The sequence below is a fragment of the Flavobacterium sp. genome, assembly GCF_027490375.1.
Taxonomy (GTDB): Bacteria; Bacteroidota; Bacteroidia; order Flavobacteriales; family Flavobacteriaceae; genus Flavobacterium.
Window position 1 is genome coordinate 1 of record NZ_JAIXYH010000004.1, and the last position, 22,859, is coordinate 22,859.

A 22,859-nucleotide genomic window follows, 5' to 3' on the forward strand; every position below is an offset into this window, starting at 1 on the left:
ATGCCGCTGCGCGATTACGATCCTGCCATTGGGCGTTGGGTGGTGCAAGACCCGGTGATACACCACAGCCAATCAACGTACAGTAGCTTTAACGGGAATCCGGTTTTGTTTGCCGATCCAACAGGTGGAAAAGGACAAATGTTAGATGAAAATGGAGCTAGAAAGTATGATGATAATGGTAATTATATTTGGCGAGGCGATAGAGTGGCGCCAGGAGAAGTTTCGATGGTGGCGTATGGAAGTGGGGGAAGCACTGTTGAAAAAATGATAAGCAAAATCAACGGTCTTTCTGATGCGAAGAAAGCGATTTTGCCACCGCCTCATATTTTGTTGCAGCTGTTGATGGCAGAAGAAAGTTCTGGTGGTAATTGGGAGAAGCTGTTTAAGGGGATGGGTGAGTATTCAGAAAATGGCAGTCCGATTATCCAATCCATTCAAACAGAAATAGGCAGTGTGTTGATAACGATAACTAATGAGATTGTTGGTTTTAAAACCATAAAAGATTGGCCTTCAAATTTTGGAGGCAAATATCAAACACCGTTGTATAAAGTTGTTGTATCAGGAACAGATATTGATGGCAATGTAGTAAGCAGAACTTTTGAAGCAATAAGATTTGGAGTAAAAACTAATACTGACGGCTCGAAGAAGGTTTCATTTTTAAGGTCTGGTTCCTATGTTCTGGAAGATTTTTTTGATAGTATGTACGGTAATTCAGGAGCATTTCAGATAATAGGAAATTATCTAATTCATATGAATAGTTTAGTTGGTGCAGATGGAAACAACGGTTGTATTGCTATTGCAGGAGGGAGAGCAATGTGGAATCAATTCAAGGCATTTATTTCTCAATTGACTTTTAGCTCAAATTTACAGAAAGCTGCAAAAGCTGGAAAAATCCAATTAATAATTCAAGCAGCAAAAACTCCAAAATTATTCTAATATGTTAAGGTTCAAATTTATCGTCTTTATTTTGTTTGGTTTTTTTACCACTGATTTTGTTTACGGTCAGTTAAAAACTGTGAGTGATACTCTTTTTTATAGTGGTTACAAACCCAGCTTTGAAAAATCAAAAATTACAGAAATTTTAAAGGGAGTTTCCGAACATTGTGAGTCTATTCACCCAAAAATAGCAGACGCTTCCTTAGCGTCAAATCGGGAGTTTCGAACGAATTCAACTTTAAAATTATTTGATGAAAAGTCAGATTCTACCATATTTACAAGTGCTGATGCAGTAATTGTTTGCTATTTCTGTCAAAACTTAGATTACGTAGACGAAATTGAACTATATGAATTTCATTTTTTGAATGAAACTGCTGCCAGGACATTAGTTGAAAAATTAGAATATTTGCGTTTAAAAAGCGGTTTTAGAGATTACATTGGATATAAGAATTGGTTTGTCAGACAAACCGAAAACGTAGTTTATTTTATTGATTATAAGAAGGATGATCCAAAAATCGCTTTGGTAAGTAAGCTTATCGAAAATATTGAGGCGGTAATTGTTGCTAGAAACTAAAAATCCGCTTGCGTTTAGAAATCATTTTTTAGCCTCATGTTCTTGAATGAATTTCCAAACGCACTCACTCCCAGCCCCGAGCGCAGTGGATAGCCCACAGTGGGAAAGTGGATTTTTTTGTTGGCGCGCGGCGGCGACCAGCGGAAGCCGTTGCAAGCCGTACAAAAAACCGTTTTCCCACGCGGACTAGCAACGAAGCGCGGGAATTGCTGGCCAAAAAAAGCAATTTTACTTTTGATTTGTGATATCGATTAGATTTCCTTACAACTGTATTTGCCTTTCCAGTTGTTGTTCTAAGGAAATAAATGTTTCTGTACGGCTAACGCCATCGATAACCTGAATTTTATTATTCAACAAATTCATTAAATGTTCGTTGTCGCGGCAAATGATTTTTATTAAAATCGACCAATTTCCTGTGGTGTAATGGCATTCCAAAACTTCAGGAATTTTCTTTAACTCGCGAACGGCTTCCGGATTTCGGGCAGCTTTGTCGAGATAAATACCTATAAATGCCATAGTGCTGTATCCCAATACTTTATTGTTGACCGTGAATTTAGAACCTGAGATTACGCCCGCTTGTTCTAGTTTTCGGAGTCGCTGATGAATAGCAGCTCCAGATATACCTACTTTATTGGCAATTTGCAGTATGGGTTTTCGGGCGTCGATCATTAGTTCCCGCAGGATTTCTTTGTCGATGCCGTCAATTTCTATTTGTAGCGCATTGATTTTCATAAACGTACCTTAATTTCCGTAACCTTTGTAATCTACAACTTTCTCGTTAAAAATTACGCCGTGCTGTTCCAATTCTTGTAAAACGGGCTCGTAAACTTCTTTAGCAATAGGCAATTGCACGCCCGGTGTTGTGATTACTTTATTGAGAATCATCAATGCCGAAATAGCAACGGGAAGGCCTACTGTTTTGGCCATAGCCGTGTATGTTTGGTCGTCGCCGAGGCAAACCATGGTGGCGTCAATTTGCTGCTTTTTGCCTTCGAGTTCGTAGCCGATTTTGTGGTACATGACAATCATATCGGTATCGTTTTCAGATAGTTTCCAGCTGTCGCTCAATATCTTTTCCAAAATCATTGCGGGCGTCGCGTTCTTGATACCTACAATTTTGTTTGGGTTGAAGAGATCGAGTTCCTGAAGTTTGTCCCAGATCACGTCGTCTTGTTCGATACCTGCGTTTAAACGAAGTTTTATTTCGACCGAATCGCTCGGATGGTGTGGTAAAAAGAGGTTAACAAATTCACGGTAACTCAGTTGTTCGGAATTGTCGATGATGTACGAATCGTCGGTCATTCCCAATTGAACAAAAACATTCCAAGCTCGTGAAAAGCCTACACGTCGGATGGTTCCGCGGTACAGCGTCAGTGCATCTTGCAAGCCGTAAACTTCGCGGTATTTTAAACTATCTCTGTTGGCGTAGCCTTCAAATCGGCCAAAATCGTCGATTTCCAAAAATTCGGTACGTCTGAATAATTTGTGGTACGGAATATACTTGTACGTTCCTTCCTGAAGAAACTTCGCGGCACCGCCTTGTCCGGCCAAAACAACGTTTCTAGGCGCCCAAGTAAACTTGTAATTCCACAGATTATTGTCGGATTCGGGTGCTACCAAACCACCGCAAAACGATTCGAATAGCAGCATTTTTCCGCCTTTAGCTCGAATTTCGTCTATAATTTTCATGGCACTCATGTGGTCGATTCCCGGATCTAATCCAATTTCGTTCATGAATACCAATCCTTTTTCAATGGCTTCCTGGTTTAGGGCTTGCATGCCGTCGCTAATGTAGCTTGCAGTAACGAGGTGTTTGCTGTGCTTCAAGCAATCTTTTGCCAATTCGATATGCAAATGAGCAGGCAGCATCGATATTACTAGGTCGGATTCGGAAACGAGTTTGCTTCGCGATGCGGCATCGTGGATGTCGAATGCCACTGCTGTTGCCGCTTGGTGATTGTTGATTTTCTTTTGGGCGAGTTCGACCGACAAATCGGCTACGGTCAGATGCAACTGTTCTGTTTCCGCTTTATCCAATAAGTACTTTATAAGTGAAGAAGCCGATCGTCCGGCACCAACAATCAAGATATTTCTCATAGCTTTGTGTGCAGATTTGCGCAAATGTAAACAATTGCCTTTGTTGGCTAGACTCGAATTTTATGGTTTTGAATAAGCAATTAGCAAGTACGGGATTAATTCTTGGCGTAATTAGTATTATTGCCGGTGCATTTGGTGCGCATGCCTTGAAGAAAATCTTTACGGAAAATCAGTTGGAAACCTTTGAAGTTGCTGTGCGCTATTTGATGTACAACGGTTTATTTTTGGTGGCAATAGCTTCGTATTCGTTTTCTAAGAAACAAGCAAACAGTATTTTACAGCTCTGTCTGGCGGGCGTAATGCTTTTTTCGGGATCTATCTTTGGCTTATTGTTTGGAACGAACCTTGGAATAAATGTTAAATTTCTAGGACCTATAACACCAATAGGCGGCGTTTTGATGATTGCTGCTTGGATTTTAACAATTTACCATATTTTTCGCTCGAAAAAAGAAAATGTTTCTTAACTACAACGTTGTAATTTAATAATTTTTACTTTTACAGCAAATTTTAATGCAACACAATTCATAAAATTATGGACAATCACGCCTTGATTACGAAATCGATTTCGTTAACTTCCTTAGGAATTCAAAACGCTCAAGTTCATTATCAATTAAGTCCGGAAGAATTGCACAATATAACGGTGTCTAAAGGTCAAGGTGTTACTGCTAGTTCAGGCGCCCTTGCCATAAACACGGGTGCGTTTACAGGGCGTTCGCCTCAGGATCGTTTTATCGTTGAGGACGACATTACCCGTGAGCACGTTTGGTGGGGCAAGGTGAATATCCCTTTCGATAGCGGAAAATTTGATGCGCTTTACGATCGTGTTTGCGATTACTTATCCAATAAAGAAGTTTTTGTTCGTGAAAGTTACGTGTGTGCCGATCCACATTACCGATTGAATGTACGTGTGGTTACCGAAACTGCTTGGTCGAATTTGTTTTGTTACAATATGTTTTTGCGTCCTAACGCTAGCGAATTGGAAGGTTTTTCGCCTGATTGGCACGTAATCTGTGCACCAGGATTTGAAGCTGTGCCCGAGCGCGACGGAACCCGACAGTCGAATTTTGCCATTCTAAATTTCTCGCGAAAAATTGCTTTAGTAGGCGGAACGGGCTACACCGGTGAAATGAAGAAAGGAATTTTTTCAGCCTTGAATTTCATGTTGCCTGTTTTCAAAAATACATTGCCGATGCATTGTAGCGCTAACGTGGGCGAATCGGGCGATACTGCCTTGTTCTTTGGTTTGTCAGGTACTGGAAAAACTACCTTATCGGCTGATCCAAACAGAAAATTAATTGGCGACGACGAACACGGTTGGACATCCGAAAACACCATCTTCAACTTCGAAGGCGGTTGTTACGCCAAAGTTGTAAACTTGACAGAAGAAAGTGAACCGGATATTTTTCGTGCCATTAAACCAGGTGCCATTTTAGAGAATGTTGTTTTTAAAGAAGGTACAATGGACGTTGATTTTAAAGACACGTCGATTACGCCCAATACACGTGTCTCGTATCCCATCGAGCATATTGCAAACATTCAACCGGGTTCTATAGGAAAAAATCCAAAGAATATCTTTTTCCTTACAGCCGATTCGTTTGGTATCCTTCCTCCGATTTCTCGTTTAACGCCTGGTCAGGCGGCGTACCACTTTATTTCGGGCTATACGGCAAAAGTTGCCGGAACCGAAGCTGGAGTAAACGAGCCGCAGCCTAATTTTTCTGCTTGTTTTGGTGCGCCATTTATGCCTTTACATCCTACAAAATACGCCGAAATGTTAAGTGCTAAAATGCAAGAAGCAGGTGTGAAAGTGTGGTTAATCAATACCGGTTGGACGGGCGGCGCTTACGGAACTGGTTCTAGAATGAAGTTAGCTTACACACGTTCGATGATTACCGCTGCGCTAAATGGTGAGTTAGATGCGGTAAACTACCAAAAGCACGACGTTTTTGGTATGGAAATTCCAACCAGCTGTCCAAATGTACCAGCAGAGGTTTTAAATCCAAGAAATACGTGGTCGGATGCTGCTTTGTACGATCAGAAAGCCGTAGAACTTGCCGCAAAGTTCAAAGATAATTTCAGTAAGTTTGAATCGTTCGCCAACGCCGAAATTATGGCTGGCGGCCCAACAATATAATTCAAATAAAAAGTAGTTTTTAATTTGTTCATGTCCGCGGTAGTTTGTTGCGAGCTATCGCGGATTTTCGTTTTAAATCGAAGGTATTTCTATGTTCAAAAACGTTGAGCAATACACTTTTCCAAATCGGCTATTTGAAGAGAAACCTACAGATTACCTAAATACTTCATCACACTTGCTGTTGCTCCCGTGTTCATTTGCACAAATGTTTGCGCAATATGTCCTACTTCAGCTGCTACATCGGGTTCGTTCAGCAGTAAATCAATTTTTTCACGCAAAGCCATTTCCGAATCAACTGATACTACACCGCCGTTTTGTACCAACGCTGTAGCTTCTGCAAAATGGCTGTAATTCGGGCCAATAACTACTGGAGTTCCAAAAACGGCGGGCTCTAACACATTGTGTACACCCGGATTTCCGAAACCTCCACCAACATAGGCTATATCCGCGGCAGCGTAAAGGCTAGTCAGGAATCCGATAGCGTCTACAATGAGTACTCTTGTTGCGGGGAGTTCGTCCAATTTTATGGTAGAGAATGTGCTAAAAGGTACGCGCAGCTGTTGTTGCAATTCGGTAATTTGTACTGCTTTAATGTTGTGCGGAGCGAACAGAAATTTAGTATCGGCTGCGCTGCTATTGATGTAGTTTGCCCACAATTGCTCGTCTTTTGGCCAACTACTGCCAATGACAATCAGATTATCGGTGCCTTTAAAATTCGTAAGCCATTCGGGAGTTTTCACGTTAGCGGCAATCGTTGCTACACGATCGAAACGCGTATCGCCGCTCACGCTGATGTTTTGAAAACCGATACTGCGAAGTAATTCGGCAGCAGTCGCATTTTGAACAAAAAAGTGTGTAAAAGCGGTTAGCGCCTTTCGGTAGAATCCACCATACCATTTAAAAAAAATCTGATTGGATCTGAATACGCCAGAAACCAAAAAAAGTTTGGTATTGTTGCGTTTCATCTCGCGCAAATAGTTCGGCCAATATTCGTATTTGACAAAAAACACGAGTTCGGGATTGAGCAGATTCAAAAACTTTCTCGCATTAGCAGCTGTATCGAGAGGAAGGTACAGTGTTAGGTCGGCAATTTTGTTGTTTTTGCGAATTTCATAACCAGAAGGCGAAAAGAACGTCAGCACAACTTTGTGGTTCGGATACTGCTTTTTTACTTCTTCCATAATCGGTAAACCTTGTTCGTATTCGCCAAGAGATGCGGTGTGAAACCAGATGGTCTTGGGCTCCGAACGCATAAAATCCGACAACTGTGCGAAAACATTGGCTCTGCCCGATACAAATTGCTGGAGTTTAACGGAGTTCCGTGCAACAAGTGGCAGCAAGAGTTCAACCAAACGAACGAGTAAAGAATAAAGCGTGTACATGTAAAAAAGCTTTCGATTGCGAAAATACGTTTCTTTTTCTTGACAGCTAGCAACTGCTTTATTTCTTACTTTTGCGCGGTAAATTCCATACACATGCGAAAAATTCAAATGGTTGACTTAAAAAGTCAATACGAAAAGATAAAACCGGTGGTCGATGCCAAAATCCAAGAAGTTTTAGATACCAATACCTATATCAACGGACCTGAAGTTGCTTCGTTTCAAAAAAATTTAGAAGCGTATTTAGGTGCAAAGCACGTTATTCCGTGTGCCAACGGTACCGATGCCTTGCAAATTGCAATGATGGGCTTGGGTTTACAGCCAGGCGATGAGGTGATTACAGCCGACTTTACCTTTGCAGCAACCGTTGAAGTAATTGCGTTATTGCAACTTACTCCTGTTTTGGTTGACGTAGAATTAGGAAACATGAACATTTCCATCGAAGCCATTAAAAAAGCCATCACACCAAAAACCAAAGCAATTGTTCCGGTGCACCTCTTCGGAAGAGCAGCAAACATGGAAGCAATTATGCGTGTGGCAGAAGAACATAATTTGTATGTGATTGAAGATAACGCACAAGCTATCGGCGCCAATTGCAAGTTTTCGGACGGCAGCAAGCGAAAAGCAGGAGTGATCGGACATGTAGGAGCAACCTCGTTCTTTCCTTCTAAAAATTTAGGCTGTTACGGCGATGGAGGTGCAATTTTTACTAACGACGACGAACTGGCGCACACCTTACGCGGTATCGTAAACCACGGAATGTACGTGAGATACCACCACGACGTTGTAGGTGTAAACTCGCGATTAGACAGTATTCAGGCAGCCGTGCTCAACGCCAAGTTGCCACATTTGGATACTTACAACGCCGCTCGTCAGAACGCTGCTCGAAAATATTCAGCTGCTTTTGAAAACCATCCGAAAATAATAGCACCTTCTATTTGCGATATTTGCGACTGTCACGTATTTCACCAATATACCTTGCGCATTATTGATGGCGATCGCGACGGACTCATGCAACATCTCCTAGACAACGGAATTCCGTGCGCCATTTATTATCCAATTCCGTTGCATGCACAAAAAGCTTACGCAGACGAACGTTATCAAGAAGCAGACTTCCCAAATACCAATCGTTTGGTTAAAGAAGTTATTTCACTTCCGATGCACTCAGAATTAGACGATGAGCAAATAGCATTCATCACCTCAAAAGTTATTGAATTTTTAAAACCATAATTGTGCGAATATTAGTAACCGGAGGCTTAGGCTACATTGGTGCACACACCGTAGTGGCACTTATTGAACAGAACTTCAACGTAGTTGTTGTCGATGATTTATCCAACACCTCGCTCTCTGCTCTCGATGGCATTGAGAAAATTACCGGCGTGAAACCCGATTTTTACGAAGTTGATTTACGAAACCAAAGCGACGTAAATAGCTTTTTTGAATCGCAAGCACAAATCGATGGCGTCATTCACTTTGCTGCTTCAAAAGCTGTAGGAGAAAGCGTTACCAACCCATTTTTGTATTACCACAACAATATTGGAGGCATTCTAAATCTACTTGCTGGTTTACAAAAATTTCCAAATGCGAAGTTTATTTTTAGTTCGTCTTGTACCGTTTATGGCCAAGCCGATGAGTTACCGATAACCGAATCGGCACCAATTAAACCCGCCATGTCGCCCTACGGAAATACCAAACAAATAGGGGAGGAGATTTTATCGGATATGGCAAAAGCCGATCAAATTCAAGCAATTGCCTTACGATATTTCAACCCTATTGGTGCACACGAAAGTGCCGAAATTGGCGAACTGCCGCTCGGTGTTCCGCAAAATTTAGTGCCTTTCATTACGCAAACTGCCGCCGGATTACGCAGCCAATTATCTGTCTTTGGAGCCGATTATCCAACTCCAGACGGTACTTGCATACGCGATTACATCTACGTAGTCGATTTAGCTGAAGCCCATGTAGTTGCGTTGCAGCGTTTGCTTTCAGGTAAGAATCAATCGAATTTAGAAATATTCAACCTCGGAACAGGAAAAGGTTCTTCAGTTCTTGAAGTAATTAACGCTTTTGAAGCTATTTCCGGAAAGAAATTGCCATATCAAATCGTAGCGCGACGCGAAGGCGATGTCACCGCAGCCTATGCCGACACGCAGCACGCCAACGAAGTTTTAGGTTGGAAAGCCAAAAACGATCTTACGCATGCCATCGCAACAGCATGGAAATGGGAACAAAAAATCCGCGGCATTTAACCGCGGATTTTTCTTTATAAGACTTTGATTCAAAAATTAGTTCGCAATCAAATATTTCGATACGCTGCGTTTACAAATTTTCTGTTGTAACTTCTTTATCGATTTTCTTCACCAAGCCTGTTAAAACGGCACCTGGACCTATTTCTGTAAAATGCGTTGCACCATCGGCAATCATTTGTCGTACCGATTGCGTCCACTTCACAGCACCAGTAAGTTGCGAAATTAAATTTTGTTTGATTTCAGCGGCTTCAGTAACGCCTATCGCAACCACATTTTGATACACCGGGCAAATCGGATTCTGAATGTTCGTTTTTTCGATCGCTTCGGCTAATTCGGCGCGTGCAGGCTCCATCATCGGCGAATGAAATGCACCACCAACCGGTAAAATGAGTGCACGTTTTGCACCTGCCGCTTTCAGATTTTCGCAGGCTTTTTCAACTGCAGTCACTTCGCCAGAAATAACAAGCTGCCCCGGACAATTGTAATTCGCTGCAACAACCACTCCCGGAGTTTCCTCACAAATGCGTTCCACAACTTCGTCTTCTAAACCAAGAACAGCCGCCATCGTCGACGGTGCTGCTTCACAAGCCTTCTGCATCGCATTAGCTCGAATGGCAACCAAACGCAATCCGTCTTCAAAACTCATCGCTCCAGCAGCAACCAAAGCCGAAAACTCTCCTAACGAATGCCCGGCAACCATAGCCGGCTTAAAATCGTTGCCCAAGATAATGGCGCCAATAACCGCATGTAAAAAAACTGCCGGTTGGGTTACATTGGTTTGCTTGAGTTCGTCGGCAGTTCCGTTAAACATAATGTCGGTAATTCGAAATCCCAAAACTTCATTTGCTTTTTCAAATAGTGCTTTGGCTTGCTCCGAACTCTCGTATAAATCTTTTCCCATGCCGCTAAATTGCGCGCCTTGTCCAGGAAATACGTATGCTTTCATCTGTAAATTTGAATGTTTGTAATTGCAAAGAAAGTAATTCGAAGCAGTTCAACCTAAAAATTTTATCACTTAATTTCGAGTCAGAATTCTATAATTACGCCACTTACTAAAATCTTTTTGCAGTACTTTGTAGAAGCATCGTTTTAAACGTAACAGAATTACAGAACAGCTTACTAATTACAAAAACACAAGAAAATGAAAATAGTGCTACGCGTTTTGCTGCTTTTATTAACCCTGTATTTGGGAGTCTATTTCTTCCTTCCAGTATTAAACTACGGCTTTTATGGTCTTGGACTTTTGTTGTTGTTTACCTTGTTGCTAACAGTAGTTTTTTTCACCAGCTTTTCTGTCAATCCAAAATCCAAGCAAGTGGTTGCCTCAGGAAAGATTGGCAAAGTACTGGGAATTCCAATGCTAATCGTTTTGTTGTATTTAACTGTAGTTCCGTTGGTTACCTCGCTGCCCATGTTTCACGCCGATGCCTACCAAAAATTAATTGGTTCGGTAAAAACCGGCACCGAACTCACTACACATATTGCGCCCATTTCGCTCGATAAAATTCGTGTGGTCGATGAAAATTTAGCGTATTTACTCGGCGAAAAAATCATCGGCTCGCAACCCGCTCTAGGTTCGCAAGTTGAAATCGGCGATTTTACCATACAAAAAGTAAAAGACGAACTCTACTGGGTGGCACCGCTATTGCACACCGGTTTCTTTAAATGGTACGCCAATTCCGAAGGTACTCCAGGCTACGTAATGGTTTCTGCAACCAACGAGCGCGACGTTCGACTCGTAACGAACGTGAACAACAAACCGCTAAAAATCAAGTACCAACCGGCGGCGTATTTTGGTTCGCGCATTGATCGGCATGTGTATTTTAACGGCTATATGGCTACCGGAATTACCGGCTTTAAATTCGAAATCGACGATGCCGGAAATCCGTACTGGATTGTAACCACCTACGATAAGAAAATCGGTTTTAACGGAAGCGATGCAAATGGCGTGCTCTCCATCGATGCACAAACCGGCGAAATCAAAGAATATTCGCTTACTTCAACGCCTACGTGGATCGATCGTATTCAGCCCATTTCCTTTATCGAAGAGCAACTCGACGATTGGGGAGAATACGTTAACGGCTACTTCAACTGGTCGAATGCCGATAAACTCGAAACTACCGAAGGCTTAACGCTCGTGTACGGCAAAAATCAGAAATCGTATTGGTACACCGGATTATCGTCGGTGGGCAAAGACGAGTCGACAGTTGGGTTTGTTCTCGTCGATACCCGAACTAAAGAAACAACCTACTACAAGCAAAGCGGTGCAACCGAGTACGCAGCACAACGCTCGGCCGAAGGTAAAGTTCAGGAAAAAGGCTACCAAGCTTCAACGCCAATTCCGTACATCATCAACAACATTCCAACCTATGTAATGACGTTAAAAGATTCAGGCGGATTGGTCAAAATGTTTGCCATGGTTTCTATCAACGATTACACGATTGTGGGCGTTGGAAATACCATGCGCGAAACCTTAATGTCGTATAAAAACGTTTACAATATGGCCGATAATGGCATTGGTGCGAAAAGCGTTACGCAAAAAGAAGTGCTTAAAGGCGTGGTGAGTCGCATTCAAACCGATGTAAAAAACGGCAACAGTTTTTATTACTTTACCATTAAAAATCAGAACGACATTTTCGTCGGATCTTCGCAATTGTCTAACCAGCTTCCCGTTACCATAGTTGGCGACAGTATCGAAATTTCCTTCGATCGCGAACAGGAAGAGGTCATCGATATCTCGAGTTTTAAAAACAAAAGTTTCAAGTAATTTTTGGGGGTTCCGGCGCCACGCCTTATTGTGAAAACGATAGGTGTGGCGCCGTCGGGCTTTCTGTTTTACTCCGCCCCGCCACAGCGGATGCGGGGTATCGCTGCCAATCCCTAACCCGGAAAGTGCACAACAATTCGTCTGAATTTTGAAAAATCCGCTAAGAAAAGGCGTTTAGGACGTTTTTCGATTCACGCGTAATGCAGCAGCTCGGCAAAAGTTTTACATTTGAAACAGCCGAGTTGCATCATGAAAAAATTTCTAAAACACGTTTTCCTTTTCTTTGCTCCCGTTGCAGTTTTGCTCGTAGCGTGCGAATGGGCGTTGCGATGCATTCCAAACGATGCCAACTTTCGTGAAACGCAGCTGCAAAAGCACAAACAAACGATTACCACGCTAATTCTCGGCGATTCGCATCCGTATTTCGGTATTAATCCGGAATACATAAACCAGCAAACCTTCAATCTAGCGGCCGTTTCCGAAACACCCGACCTTACCGCAGAAGTTTTAAAACACGAAATTAACCGACTTCCCAAACTCAAAACACTTGTCGTTGGCTTGTCGTATTTCAGTTTGTACGAAAGCCTAAACGCAGGTTCCGAAACCTGGCGTTTGCGACACTACAACATTTACCGATCGATGCAAGTGGGAAAATTTCCGCAAAATCATTTGGAAATTGCTTCGTTTTCGATGCTGCAAAACATCGACCGACTTCTTAGCTACTACGCACACAATAAATCGGAAGTTACCTGCAATGCGTTTGGTGCCGGAGTAACGTACCGCGATTTCGATGCGAAACGCCTGCGCGAAACCGCAGTCATTGCGGCAAAGCGCCATACCTTCGATTTGCAGTCAGCCGACGTTGGGTTGCAGCGAACAACACAGAGAAAAGCCTTGCAAAATATAGTTTCGCTCGCGGCAAAGCACAACATAAAAGTAGTTTTTGTCCTTTTGCCTGCCATGGATACCTATCGCGAACTGATTCCCCTTGAGCAGAAACAAGAAATGCTGCAAGTGGTACAACAGTTGCAAAAAATAAATACGCAGCTGCAATTTTTGGATTTTAGCGCCGATCCGCGGTTTGTTCCGCACGATTTTTACGACGCCGATCATTTGAATGCGTCAGGTGCCCAAAAAATGAGTTCAATTCTAGCAGCTTGGTTGGCAAACTAATATATTTGATACCAGTCTTTTACTTTAGCCGAATTTGAGAGAGAATTTGCCGATTGTGCGGCACAGAAGTTTAACTAAAAGACGTCGAATTTGATAATGAGTTATGCACAGAATAGTACTTTACTGCTTATTTTTCGCTGTTTCAAGCGTAACTTTTTCTCAAGTTAAGGAAGAGAAGCGTTTTTCGATATACACAGATACGCTAAAACTCGCTCCGAAAATGTACCGCGATTCGACCCAAATTAAAGGGCATCTCGATTATATCTTTGAAAATTTCAGAGTCGATATTGGAAACGGAATTTCACTTTGCGATTATCTGTATAACAGAAGTCGCGAGATAAAAAAACCGGCACTAATGGCGTCGGCACGTAATATAAAAGCCAGTATTTACGCGCTTCGAAACGACTACACTAATGCGACTAAGTATTTTCTAGAAGCGGCAGAACTATTCGAAAAACTGAATATACCGTATTCAACCGCTATCATGTACAACAACGTCGGTATGATGTACAACAACACGAAAAACAAAAAACTCGCACTTCAGTATTTTGAAATAGGGTTAAAAGTTGCCGAAAAACACAAATTAGATAACCCGAAGGCGCTGATTTACATAAACCTAACAAACCTCCACATTACAGAAAATAATTTAGATGCTGCTCTTGAAACAGCTATAAAAGCAAATGCGCTTTGTGAAAAGCTGAAGTTATTTAAAGAGCAAGCCGTCAATGCAAATCTAATCGGGGTTATTTATTATTACAAGTCCGATTTTGAAAAAGCCTTGGAATACTACCGCTTATCGCTGAAGCTGTCTAAACAAACAGGCGACGTACATTCGGAAAATACGGCTTTGAGTAACATCGGCGAAATTCAAGTTTTGCAAAACAAGCCCGAAGCATTAACCACCTTACAAGCCTGCGAAAACTATTTCAAGAAAATAAAAGACTATAGTAGTTTGCAGCAAGTTTACCTGAATTATTCTACATTTTTTAGAAACAGTAATCAAGATAAAAAAACAATCGAATATCTCGACAAACTTCGGAAAGTAGAAAGCCAGCTTAGCGATTCGCTGCAACGCAAATCGGTTGTTTTTTACCAAACTAAATTCGAAACGCAGCAAAAAGAAAACAAGATTTTATTGCTTTCCAAAGCCGATTCGATAAAGAATCTAAAAATTGCAAACCAACAGTTAGCATTAAGTCGAAATTTACTAGAATTAACGCGACAAAAATTAGCGCTTTCTGGTGCACGACTACAGCTGGCACAAGACAGTTTGCACATCGCTAAACAAGGAAAAACTATTTTGCAAGCGCAGTTGCAAGCTTCGAAGAGACAAGAGAAAATTAAAAGTTTGAGCAAGGAAGCCCTCCGGCAGAAGTTAATTTTGAAAGAGAAAGAAATTGCTCTTAATCGCAAAAACACAACGATTGGATTTATACTCATTGCAGCTATTCTAGTATTCTTAATTGCATATGCTTTGTATAGAAAGAAACAATTAGAGCAAAAAGCAGTTTTAGCAGCCGAAAAAAGTAAACAACGCGAATTGTTAACCCAAGCAGTTATTGAAGCCGAAGAAACCGAACGAAAGCGCATTGCATCGGATCTTCACGACGGCGTGGGTCAGTTGTTTAGTGCCGTGAAAATGAATCTGTCCGGTTTGTTTACTCGTGTAGAACTTGTTCGAGATGAAGATCGGTTTCTGGCAGAAAAAACCATGGCTTTAGTTGATGAAAGTTGTAAAGAAGTACGCGTGATTAGCCATAAAATGATGCCAAACTTTCTTTTGAAATCGGGAATTGCATCCGATATAAGGAGCTTCATCGAAAAAGTAGATGCAGAGACACTAAAAATTTCTTTTGAAAGTCAGGGTTTCAAAGAACAAATGGAGTTTACCGAAGAAACCATTTTGTATCGCGTTATTCAGGAGCTAATCAACAACGTTATTAAACACGCTCAGGCAACAGAATTGCACATTGCACTGAACAAAACAAGTACAACAATATCCGTTCAAATTGAAGATAACGGTATTGGCTTTAACTTGGAAGAAGCTTTGGAAAAAGGAGGTTTAGGCATGAAAAATATTCTGGTGCGTGTTGATTATTTGAAAGGGAAAGTACATTTTGAAGCAAATAAACCAAGCGGAACAATAGTGCACATTGAAATTCCGATTTAAAGTACTGAAAGCAAAATAGTACAAATGAGTTATTGTTGTAGGGAGTGCTAATGCCTTGCTTTGTCCTGTAAATAGTTACAAAAACAAATCAAGTGTATTAATTTTTAAAAATTCCCAAAATGAAAAACGTATTTAAAATTTCAGTTCTTGCTATCGCAGCACTTTTTATGGTTAATTGTTCCGACGATGATAACTCAGGCGGAGGTTCGGCAAACGGCTGGAGCGTAGGCAGCACTAACTACACCACTTCGGTAACGCAACGATTCTCAACCGGTGCCATTGAAAACGCCATCACGGCCATTGACGTAACGGGCGGTCAAGCAAATTTAAACACAGCAATTATTATCTTTAGCGAAGAAACAGGTATTGCTGCTGGAACGTATCGTATTATTTCGGAAACCGACGGAATGTTGCCCGACGCGAACGAAATAATGATTTCGGCAGGTACAAATTACGACGAAGCAACAGGGCAGTACGGAACAAGTTACTATCCGGTAAGCGGCCAAACCGTAGATGCTACGGTAACAATAACAGGCGGAAAAGCTAAAATAGTAATTCCTCAAATTAATGTTACGCCGATTCCGCTAGGTTCTGGAACTGCAACAACTTTTTCAGGAACTATCATAGAACAGTAAACGGTTTTTATGGGCGCTTCTCTAATGCTAAAACATGCAAAATGAAAAAAATTTCCATTGCTATTGTAGACGATAAACGATTGTTGCGCAATACTTTAACAGAGCAAATTCAATACAATCAGCCCATTGAGGTTTTGTTTACCGCTGAAAATGGAATCGATTTTCTGCAACAAATGGAGAAGCGTCCAAAAAACAATCAGCCTTTGGTTGTTTTAATGGACATTGAAATGCCCGAAATGGATGGAATCGAAACCGTATTGATCGCCAAAGAAATCTATCCGGATATTCAATTTCTGATGCTTACTGCTTTTAGTGAAGACGAGAAAATTTTCGATGCCGTGAAAGCAGGTGCGAGCGGATATCTGCTTAAAGATGAATCGATTGCGAAAATAATTTCATCTATTTCCGAATTGTTGTACGAAGGTTCCGTTCCTATGTCGCCCATCGTAGCCAAACGAACTTTAGAAATGTTGAAAGTTTCCGAGAAATCGTTTCAAAAGACTGAAAATGAGTCAGAAGTGGAATCGGATGTGATTGAATATCTCACGTCTCGTGAACGGGATATACTTCAGGAAATCGTTTCCGGATTAAATTACAAGGAAATAGCCGACAAACTTTTTATTAGTCCACACACCGTACGAAAACACATTGCCAACATTTACGAGAAACTCCACGTTTCCAATAAAACGGCGGCTATAAAAATTGCGCTCAAAAAGAAATGGTTTTAGCTTAAATTCTCTTCTAAAATCGATTTCAAAACAAAAAATCCGCTACAGGATTTGTAGGACAACAATCCGATTTTGGCCTGAAGGGTCTATCTATTTTTTAATACTCTGAAAAACTCGGATTCTCCGGGCAAGACTCTTCATTGTCTTTTCCGAAAACAAAATCTAGTTTCCAAAACCAACTAAAATTTCAAAAATGAACAAATTCAAGATAAGTTTGTTGTTAGTGGCTTTTGCTACGGCAACATTTGCACAAAAAACCATTCCAGAAAGCGCTGCATTTGCCCTAGATGGTAATATAGAAACCCTTAAAGTAGCTGCTGGCGGAATTTTATTAGTAGGAACTTCAAAAGGATTGACCGCTATTGAAGCCCATAAAAACACACCCATTTACGATTACAACGCACTCGGAAAGATAAATCCGACGGAAATGAGCATTATGGATAACCTGCCTTACGCCGTGCTCACACGCGGATATTCAAAAGTAATTCTAAACTACTTCACGGGAATAGAAGTCTTTACGCCGGCAAAAAACGATATGGCTGCTGTTTTTAGTGTACATCCCGACTTCTCTAATCAAAAAATTTACATGCTTGGAAGCAACAAACTTGGGTATTGTTTTGGTGTTTTCGACATGAATACACTTCAAAACGAAGGCATGATTAATTTCTCCGACAAGAGAACAATGGGAGCTTATATAGACGTTACGAAGTATTACGAATCGGACGGAAAACTCTTTGTGCGTACCGAAAAAGGAATTGTTTGCATTGATAAGAAAAGCTTTAAAATTGATTGGGCGTACAGCGATCTGGAAAAAACGTTTCCATACATTAAAGTTCTTGCTGATGCGGCAAACGGACTTTATTTCGTTACTGAAAGCGACATCAATAAATCGTACTTACATAAAATTGATCCAGCTGGAAATCGGACAACCCAAAAACCAGTCAAGCTCGAAGCAAATACGCATGAAATGACGTTCACTTCCAACGGACTCCTCTTGAGAATGATGGACACGAAGAACAGTTACTTCCAAATGTACAACACGCAAACAGCCGCAAGCATTTGGGAAAAACCAACGGATATCAAAGGAAGTATTTTTCAAACTATAAAAACCGACACTTATTATGTGTATGCTTCGAACGATGGTTTGATAAACTCGTTGGATTTAGCCACGGGTAAAACGCAATTGAAAAAAGAAATCAAAACCGGTGCATGGTTTAAAAACGTGATTTTGTTGGAAAACGACTTGCTGTTTTACATTACCAGCACCAACATGGGAATAGCGAATTTAAAAACAGGCGAGTACGAAAAAGAGCCTGTGAAGTTTAAGAAAGCCACTAATTTAATAACTGCTTTTGATGCAAAGAATGATCGTTTCGTGGTGAGTTCTGGTACTGAATTGTTCTTTATTTCGAAAGATGGAACGGCAACTAAAATCTTAGATCTTGATTTTAAAGAAGACGAAACGCCAACTAAAATTGAGTTTAGAACATCCGGGATTTTAATCGGTGCGAAGCAAACCAATATTTTGATTGACTACAACGGCAAACAGATTTACGAATCGTATTACAAAGCGCCGGGTCAGAGCCTGGCAGCGAAAATCGCATTGGGTGCACTAACCGTGGCTTTGGCGCAGCAAAGTGTGGGTCAGAATATGGCAGGGAATAACAAAGACGCCAACCAAAGTGCGGGTGCGGCTTCGGGTATGGCTGGCGAGTTTAGCAAAAAATTTAGTGCAACGAAAGAAACCAAAGATTTTCTCTACGTTTTAACCAAGCTTGAGGAAGGCGTAGGATTAGTAAAACTAAACAAAGACACGGGAGAAAAACTAGCAGAATTGCTTTTAAAAGACAAAAAACCTGAATATGAAGTTGATGAGTTATTTGGCGTGCTTTACTTTAAGAAAGACAAGAAAGAAATTGTAAGTTTCGACTTGAGGTAGTTTTGGGATATGTTGAGTCACGAAAAGCGGTTGCAGTAAGCGACCGCTTTTTTACTTAAGCAGAGTTCGATTTTTACTGCGAACGTTCGTTAACGTAATTTTTTCGGTAACGATTTTCTGCAAAAGCGATTGCAGCGGAAACCCCACAGCCGCCGGGTGGTTTCCACCGGTGGCGAGGAGTTGCAGCGTAAAGCGCGACGGCAGTGCTTGGGTTTTAGCTTGGGAGCTGCCGGTTTGCCCAAATAAAAAAAGCTGCCTAAAAAAGCAGCTTCTGTATTGTTTTTTGAATTTCCGAATTAGCGTCGGTTGGCGTAAATACTGATGTAATACAGCAAAGTTGCGATAGAACCGATGGCTGCTACCACATACGTGCGTGCTGCCCATTTTAAAGCGTCTTGTGCGCCTGCCTGTTCTTCGCGGGTGAGCATGCGCTTGTTTTCGAGCCACGCTAACGCACGGTTGCTGGCATCGTACTCTACGGGCAGCGTGATTACGGTGAAAAGCGTGGTTGCCGCAAAAACGATGATTCCGATAAGCAAAAGCTCTGGAAAGGTTTTGATCATGAGCACACCCGCTAGTAAAATCCATTGCACCATAGACGAGGCAATATTTACGATGGGTACCAGTGTTGAACGCATTTGCAACCAACTGTAAGCAGTTGCGTGTTGTACGGCGTGTCCTACTTCGTGCGCTGCTACCGCTGCTGCTGCCGCATTGCGCTGATTGTAAACCGCTTCGCTGAGGTTTACGGTTTTATCGGCCGGATTGTAATGATCGGTTAAACGTCCTGGAGTTGAAATAACCCGAACGTCGCGAATGCCGTGATCGGCCAACATTTTTTCGGCAATTTCGGCGCCCGACATGCCGTTTGCCAAATGTAATTTACTGTACTTATCGAATTTGCTCTGGAGTCGGTTGCTTACCAACCACGATACCAAGAACAAAATTCCCATTATTAAATAGATTCCTATTCCCATTTTATGTTTATTTTCTTTACGTTCATCAAATTTAGCACCATTTTTATGTTCTGTCAAGCTGACAGTCTCAAATTGGTACTTTTTAGCGAAAATTTAGGAAACGATATTTACAATTTTCCCCAGAACGATAATTACTTTCTTGGGCGTTCGACCTTCGAGTTGCTTTTCGGTGCGTTCGTCTTGCATGATGCGCAATTCGATTTCTTCGGTGGTTAAATCCATCGGAAGCTCTACGTTAAAGCGGTGTTTTCCGTTAAACGAAACCGGATAATTTTTCGTGGATTCGACCAAAAACTCCGGATTAAATTTCGGAAACGGCGCGAAAGCAATACTCGATTGATGGCCCAATTGTTCCCATAATTCTTCGGCAATGTGCGGTGCATAAGGCGAAATTAGCACGGCTAAAGGTTCTAAAACACTGCGCTCGCGACATTTCAAGGCTGTGAGTTCGTTTACGGCAATCATAAACTGACTCACCGAGGTATTAAACGAAAAGCCTTCGATATCGTCTTGTACTTTTTTGATTGTTTTATGCAGTATTTTCAAGGCTTCGGGCGAGGCTGGTTGCGACGTTACCGCAAAACCGTTGTCGTCGAAATACAAACGCCACAATTTTTTCAAGAAACTGAAAACGCCACTAATTCCGGCGGTGTTCCAAGGTTTTGCTTGCTCAAGTGGACCCAAGAACATTTCGTACAAACGCAGCGTATCGGCACCGTATTGCTCGCAAATATCGTCGGGAGTAACAACGTTGTATTTGGATTTCGACATTTTTTCGACTTGCCTTAAAACAGTGAATTGATTGTTATCACTGAAAAAGAAAGTTTTATCTTTAAAATCTTTTCGCCACTCTTTTAATGCTTCGACATCCAAATCATTTTCCCCAGAAAGCGTAGAGATTTCAACTGGAATGTATCTAAATTTTATTTGCCAAATTTTATCATCTGCCAAACCTTTTACTTTGTAGAAATTAAATAATAAATCATTAAAATCTAAACCTTGTAGAGAATCCTCAAAAATATCTTTTGAAATGTAAATAGGTTCTATAGGAATTTCTTCATGGTAAGATTCTAATATAAACGCACTCATTCCCAATATCATCCCTTGGTTGATGAGTTTTTTAAACGGTTCTTCTTCTTGAATAAAGCCGCGGTCTTTCAAGAATTTGTTCCAGAAACGCGAGTACAATAAGTGTCCGGTGGCGTGTTCGCTGCCACCGATGTACAAATCTACATTTTGCCAATATTGTTGCGCTTTCGCGGAAAAGAGTTCGTTTTCGTTTTGTGCATCCATGTAGCGCAACCAATACCACGAACTTCCGGCCCAACCCGGCATGGTATTTAATTCCAGCGGAAAAATGGTTTGGTGGTCGATGAGTTCGTTGCTTACTACCGTGTTGGTAACGGTATCCCAAGCCCAATGTGTGGCGTTTCCGAGTGGCGGCGCACCGTCTTCGGTGGGTAAATACTTTTCAACTTCGGGTAAGGTAATCGGCAAATGAGCAACGTCTATCGCTTTTGGCAAACCATCTACGTAGTAAATCGGGAACGGTTCGCCCCAGTAGCGTTGTCTGGAAAAAACTGCATCGCGAAGGCGGTAATTTACTTTTGCTCGTCCGGCGCCCGATTCTTCCAACGCTTGAATTACTTTTTTCATGGCGTCTTTGTAATCGAGACCGTCTAAAAAGCCCGAATTTATTAGTGAAAATCCGCCTTTGTTGGTAAACGCGGCCGTGTCGGTATCTTGGTCTTCGAAAATTTGTGGAATGGGTAAATTAAAGAATTTCGCAAAGGCATGATCGCGTTCATCGCCTGCCGGAACTGCCATAACGGCGCCTGTTCCGTAACCCGCCAAAACGTAATCGCCAATCCAAATCGGAATTTCAGCTCCGGTAAACGGATGTATCGCGTAAGCTCCCGTGAAAACGCCTGAAATGGTTTTAACATCGCTCATACGATCGCGTTCCGATTTCTTTGCAGCCGCTTCCACGTAATTTTCAACGGTTGTTTTTTGCTCAGGCGTAGTAATGTGCGGTACCAACGCATGTTCGGGAGCGAGCGTTAAAAAGCTCACGCCGTATAAAGTGTCAGGACGCGTGGTGAACACTTCAATAAATTGTCCGGTAGTATTATCGGCATTCAAAGCAAAATCCAAATCGATGCCGTCTTGATCGCGAACTGCAAATTTCACTAAGGCACCGGTCGATTTTCCAATCCAATTTTCTTGTGCATCTTTGAGCGATTGCGTCCAATCAATGGTTTGCAAGCCGGAAAGTAAGCGTTCTGCGTAAGCGGAAATACGCATACTCCATTGTGTCATTTTTTTGCGAATCACCGGAAAACCGCCGCGTTCGGAAACGCCGTTCACAATTTCGTCGTTGGCGAGCACAGTTCCGAGTCCGGGACACCAGTTAACTTCGGTTTCGGCTAAGTACGTAAGGCGGTATTGCAGTAAAATTTGTTCTTTGGTTTCAGGCGAAAAATGAATCCATTCTTCGGCGGTGAAAGCGGTTACGTTATCGTCGCACGCAGCATTAACATTAGTTGTTCCCGAAGTTTCGAACAATTGTACGAGCTCGGCAATAGGTCGTGCTTTGTCGGCCGATTTATCATACCACGAATCGAATATTTGTAAGAAAATGAACTGTGTCCATTTGTAATAATTCGGATCGGAAGTTCGTACTTCTTTACTCCAATCGAATGAAAAACCGATGCGATCGAGTTGTTGGCGGTAACGTGCTATGTTCTCGGCAGTAGTTTTCTCCGGATGTTGCCCGGTTTGAATCGCGTATTGTTCTGCCGGAAGGCCAAAACTATCGTAGCCTTGCGGATGCAACACGTTAAATCCTTGATGGCGTTTGTAGCGTGCGTAGATATCGGAAGCGATGTAGCCCAGCGGATGCCCTACGTGGAGTCCGGCGCCAGAAGGATACGGAAACATATCGAGAACGTAGTATTTTGGCTTTTCAGAATCGTGCGAAGCTTTAAAAGTTTCTTCTGTTGCCCAATATTTTTGCCACTTGGCTTCAATTTCGTTTGGTAAGTACTTCATAATAATGGATGATTGTTGCAAATTTTTACAGCGGGTTGTGTTTGCAACAA

At 41.8% G+C, this 22,859-nt stretch carries 17 protein-coding genes and 1 pseudogene; 12 read left to right on the forward strand and 6 right to left on the reverse strand.

All coding sequences use genetic code 11. From position 1 onward, the window contains the following. Both Q0064_RS00080 and Q0064_RS00085 read left to right on the forward strand, forming a co-directional pair. Positions 1-936, forward strand: a pseudogene (locus Q0064_RS00080) (hypothetical protein); the annotation flags it as partial. A 1-nt stretch (position 937) separates the two neighbouring features. Further along, a complete protein-coding gene (locus Q0064_RS00085) occupies positions 938-1,510 on the forward strand; it encodes a hypothetical protein (protein WP_298142426.1) in 573 nt (190 codons plus the stop codon). Between the two features lie 261 nt (positions 1,511-1,771). On the opposite strand, the gene Q0064_RS00090 is transcribed toward Q0064_RS00085, so the two are convergent. Together Q0064_RS00090 and Q0064_RS00095 are read right to left on the reverse strand one after the other, a co-directional pair. Then, positions 1,772-2,242 carry an Lrp/AsnC ligand binding domain-containing protein gene (locus Q0064_RS00090; RefSeq protein ID WP_094486215.1) on the reverse strand — a complete coding sequence of 157 codons (471 nt, stop codon included), beginning with the start codon at positions 2,240-2,242 and terminating at the stop codon, positions 1,772-1,774. A gap of 9 nt (positions 2,243-2,251) precedes the next feature. Beyond that, the gene (locus Q0064_RS00095) at positions 2,252-3,607 is read right to left on the reverse strand and encodes a saccharopine dehydrogenase C-terminal domain-containing protein (protein ID WP_298142433.1); all 1,356 of its coding nucleotides are present in this window, start codon (positions 3,605-3,607) and stop codon (positions 2,252-2,254) included. A gap of 68 nt (positions 3,608-3,675) precedes the next feature. On the opposite strand from Q0064_RS00095, the gene Q0064_RS00100 reads away from it, so the two are divergent. Continuing rightward, on the forward strand, positions 3,676-4,071 hold the full coding sequence (locus Q0064_RS00100) for a DUF423 domain-containing protein (RefSeq protein ID WP_298142436.1): 396 nt from the start codon (positions 3,676-3,678) through the stop codon (positions 4,069-4,071). Positions 4,072-4,139: 68 nt separating this feature from the next. Next, positions 4,140-5,741 carry a phosphoenolpyruvate carboxykinase (ATP) gene (gene pckA, locus Q0064_RS00105; RefSeq protein WP_298142439.1) on the forward strand — a complete coding sequence of 534 codons (1,602 nt, stop codon included), beginning with the start codon at positions 4,140-4,142 and terminating at the stop codon, positions 5,739-5,741. Between the two features lie 146 nt (positions 5,742-5,887). On the opposite strand, the gene Q0064_RS00110 is transcribed toward pckA, so the two are convergent. After that, positions 5,888-7,123, reverse strand: coding sequence for a glycosyltransferase N-terminal domain-containing protein (locus tag Q0064_RS00110; RefSeq protein WP_298142442.1), 1,236 nt, complete (start codon positions 7,121-7,123; stop codon positions 5,888-5,890). Between the two features lie 93 nt (positions 7,124-7,216). Between Q0064_RS00110 and Q0064_RS00115 the strand changes: the two genes are divergently transcribed. Together Q0064_RS00115 and galE are read left to right on the forward strand one after the other, a co-directional pair. Next, entirely contained in the window at positions 7,217-8,350 is a 1,134-nt protein-coding gene (locus Q0064_RS00115; RefSeq protein WP_298142444.1) for a DegT/DnrJ/EryC1/StrS family aminotransferase, read from the forward strand. A gap of 2 nt (positions 8,351-8,352) precedes the next feature. Further along, entirely contained in the window at positions 8,353-9,369 is a 1,017-nt protein-coding gene (galE, locus tag Q0064_RS00120) for a UDP-glucose 4-epimerase GalE (RefSeq protein WP_298142447.1), read from the forward strand. Positions 9,370-9,439: 70 nt separating this feature from the next. Here galE and fabD read toward each other — a convergent pair whose 3' ends face one another. Next, on the reverse strand, positions 9,440-10,315 hold the full coding sequence (gene fabD, locus Q0064_RS00125; protein ID WP_298142450.1) for an ACP S-malonyltransferase: 876 nt from the start codon (positions 10,313-10,315) through the stop codon (positions 9,440-9,442). 195 nt (positions 10,316-10,510) lie between these two features. Here fabD and Q0064_RS00130 point away from each other — a divergent pair, with 195 nt between their 5' ends. From Q0064_RS00130 to Q0064_RS00155, 6 genes are all read left to right on the forward strand, one after another. Continuing rightward, positions 10,511-12,136 carry a hypothetical protein gene (locus Q0064_RS00130; protein WP_298142453.1) on the forward strand — a complete coding sequence of 542 codons (1,626 nt, stop codon included), beginning with the start codon at positions 10,511-10,513 and terminating at the stop codon, positions 12,134-12,136. 249 nt (positions 12,137-12,385) lie between these two features. Continuing rightward, on the forward strand, positions 12,386-13,309 hold the full coding sequence (locus Q0064_RS00135; protein ID WP_298142456.1) for a hypothetical protein: 924 nt from the start codon (positions 12,386-12,388) through the stop codon (positions 13,307-13,309). A gap of 103 nt (positions 13,310-13,412) precedes the next feature. Continuing rightward, complete coding sequence (locus Q0064_RS00140; RefSeq protein ID WP_298142459.1) at positions 13,413-15,479, forward strand: sensor histidine kinase; 2,067 nt, start codon at positions 13,413-13,415, stop codon at positions 15,477-15,479. A 119-nt stretch (positions 15,480-15,598) separates the two neighbouring features. Continuing rightward, entirely contained in the window at positions 15,599-16,114 is a 516-nt protein-coding gene (locus Q0064_RS00145; RefSeq protein ID WP_298142462.1) for a hypothetical protein, read from the forward strand. A 41-nt stretch (positions 16,115-16,155) separates the two neighbouring features. Then, a complete protein-coding gene (locus Q0064_RS00150) occupies positions 16,156-16,842 on the forward strand; it encodes a response regulator transcription factor (protein WP_298142465.1) in 687 nt (228 codons plus the stop codon). A 193-nt stretch (positions 16,843-17,035) separates the two neighbouring features. Then, positions 17,036-18,781, forward strand: a complete 1,746-nt coding sequence (locus tag Q0064_RS00155; protein WP_298142469.1) for a hypothetical protein — start codon at positions 17,036-17,038, stop codon at positions 18,779-18,781. 296 nt (positions 18,782-19,077) lie between these two features. Here Q0064_RS00155 and Q0064_RS00160 read toward each other — a convergent pair whose 3' ends face one another. Beyond that, on the reverse strand, positions 19,078-19,758 hold the full coding sequence (locus tag Q0064_RS00160) for a zinc metallopeptidase (protein WP_094486204.1): 681 nt from the start codon (positions 19,756-19,758) through the stop codon (positions 19,078-19,080). Between the two features lie 93 nt (positions 19,759-19,851). Further along, positions 19,852-22,809, reverse strand: coding sequence for a class I tRNA ligase family protein (locus tag Q0064_RS00165; protein WP_298142473.1), 2,958 nt, complete (start codon positions 22,807-22,809; stop codon positions 19,852-19,854). Positions 22,810-22,859: the final 50 nt, after the last annotated feature.

Excerpts from the sequence above, each read along its gene's own strand:
- Q0064_RS00085 (WP_298142426.1), top strand. The coding sequence starts at position 938 with ATGTTAAGGTTCAAATTTATCGTCTTTATTTTGTTTGGTTTTTTTACC.
- Q0064_RS00090 (WP_094486215.1), bottom strand. The coding sequence starts at position 2,242 with ATGAAAATCAATGCGCTACAAATAGAAATTGACGGCATCGACAAAGAA.
- Q0064_RS00095 (WP_298142433.1), bottom strand. The coding sequence starts at position 3,607 with ATGAGAAATATCTTGATTGTTGGTGCCGGACGATCGGCTTCTTCACTT.
- pckA (WP_298142439.1), top strand. The coding sequence starts at position 4,140 with ATGGACAATCACGCCTTGATTACGAAATCGATTTCGTTAACTTCCTTA.
- Q0064_RS00110 (WP_298142442.1), bottom strand. The coding sequence starts at position 7,123 with ATGTACACGCTTTATTCTTTACTCGTTCGTTTGGTTGAACTCTTGCTG.
- Q0064_RS00115 (WP_298142444.1), top strand. The coding sequence starts at position 7,217 with ATGCGAAAAATTCAAATGGTTGACTTAAAAAGTCAATACGAAAAGATA.
- fabD (WP_298142450.1), bottom strand. The coding sequence starts at position 10,315 with ATGAAAGCATACGTATTTCCTGGACAAGGCGCGCAATTTAGCGGCATG.
- Q0064_RS00130 (WP_298142453.1), top strand. The coding sequence starts at position 10,511 with ATGAAAATAGTGCTACGCGTTTTGCTGCTTTTATTAACCCTGTATTTG.
- Q0064_RS00135 (WP_298142456.1), top strand. The coding sequence starts at position 12,386 with ATGAAAAAATTTCTAAAACACGTTTTCCTTTTCTTTGCTCCCGTTGCA.
- Q0064_RS00140 (WP_298142459.1), top strand. The coding sequence starts at position 13,413 with ATGCACAGAATAGTACTTTACTGCTTATTTTTCGCTGTTTCAAGCGTA.
- Q0064_RS00145 (WP_298142462.1), top strand. The coding sequence starts at position 15,599 with ATGAAAAACGTATTTAAAATTTCAGTTCTTGCTATCGCAGCACTTTTT.
- Q0064_RS00150 (WP_298142465.1), top strand. The coding sequence starts at position 16,156 with ATGAAAAAAATTTCCATTGCTATTGTAGACGATAAACGATTGTTGCGC.
- Q0064_RS00155 (WP_298142469.1), top strand. The coding sequence starts at position 17,036 with ATGAACAAATTCAAGATAAGTTTGTTGTTAGTGGCTTTTGCTACGGCA.
- Q0064_RS00160 (WP_094486204.1), bottom strand. The coding sequence starts at position 19,758 with ATGGGAATAGGAATCTATTTAATAATGGGAATTTTGTTCTTGGTATCG.
- Q0064_RS00165 (WP_298142473.1), bottom strand. The coding sequence starts at position 22,809 with ATGAAGTACTTACCAAACGAAATTGAAGCCAAGTGGCAAAAATATTGG.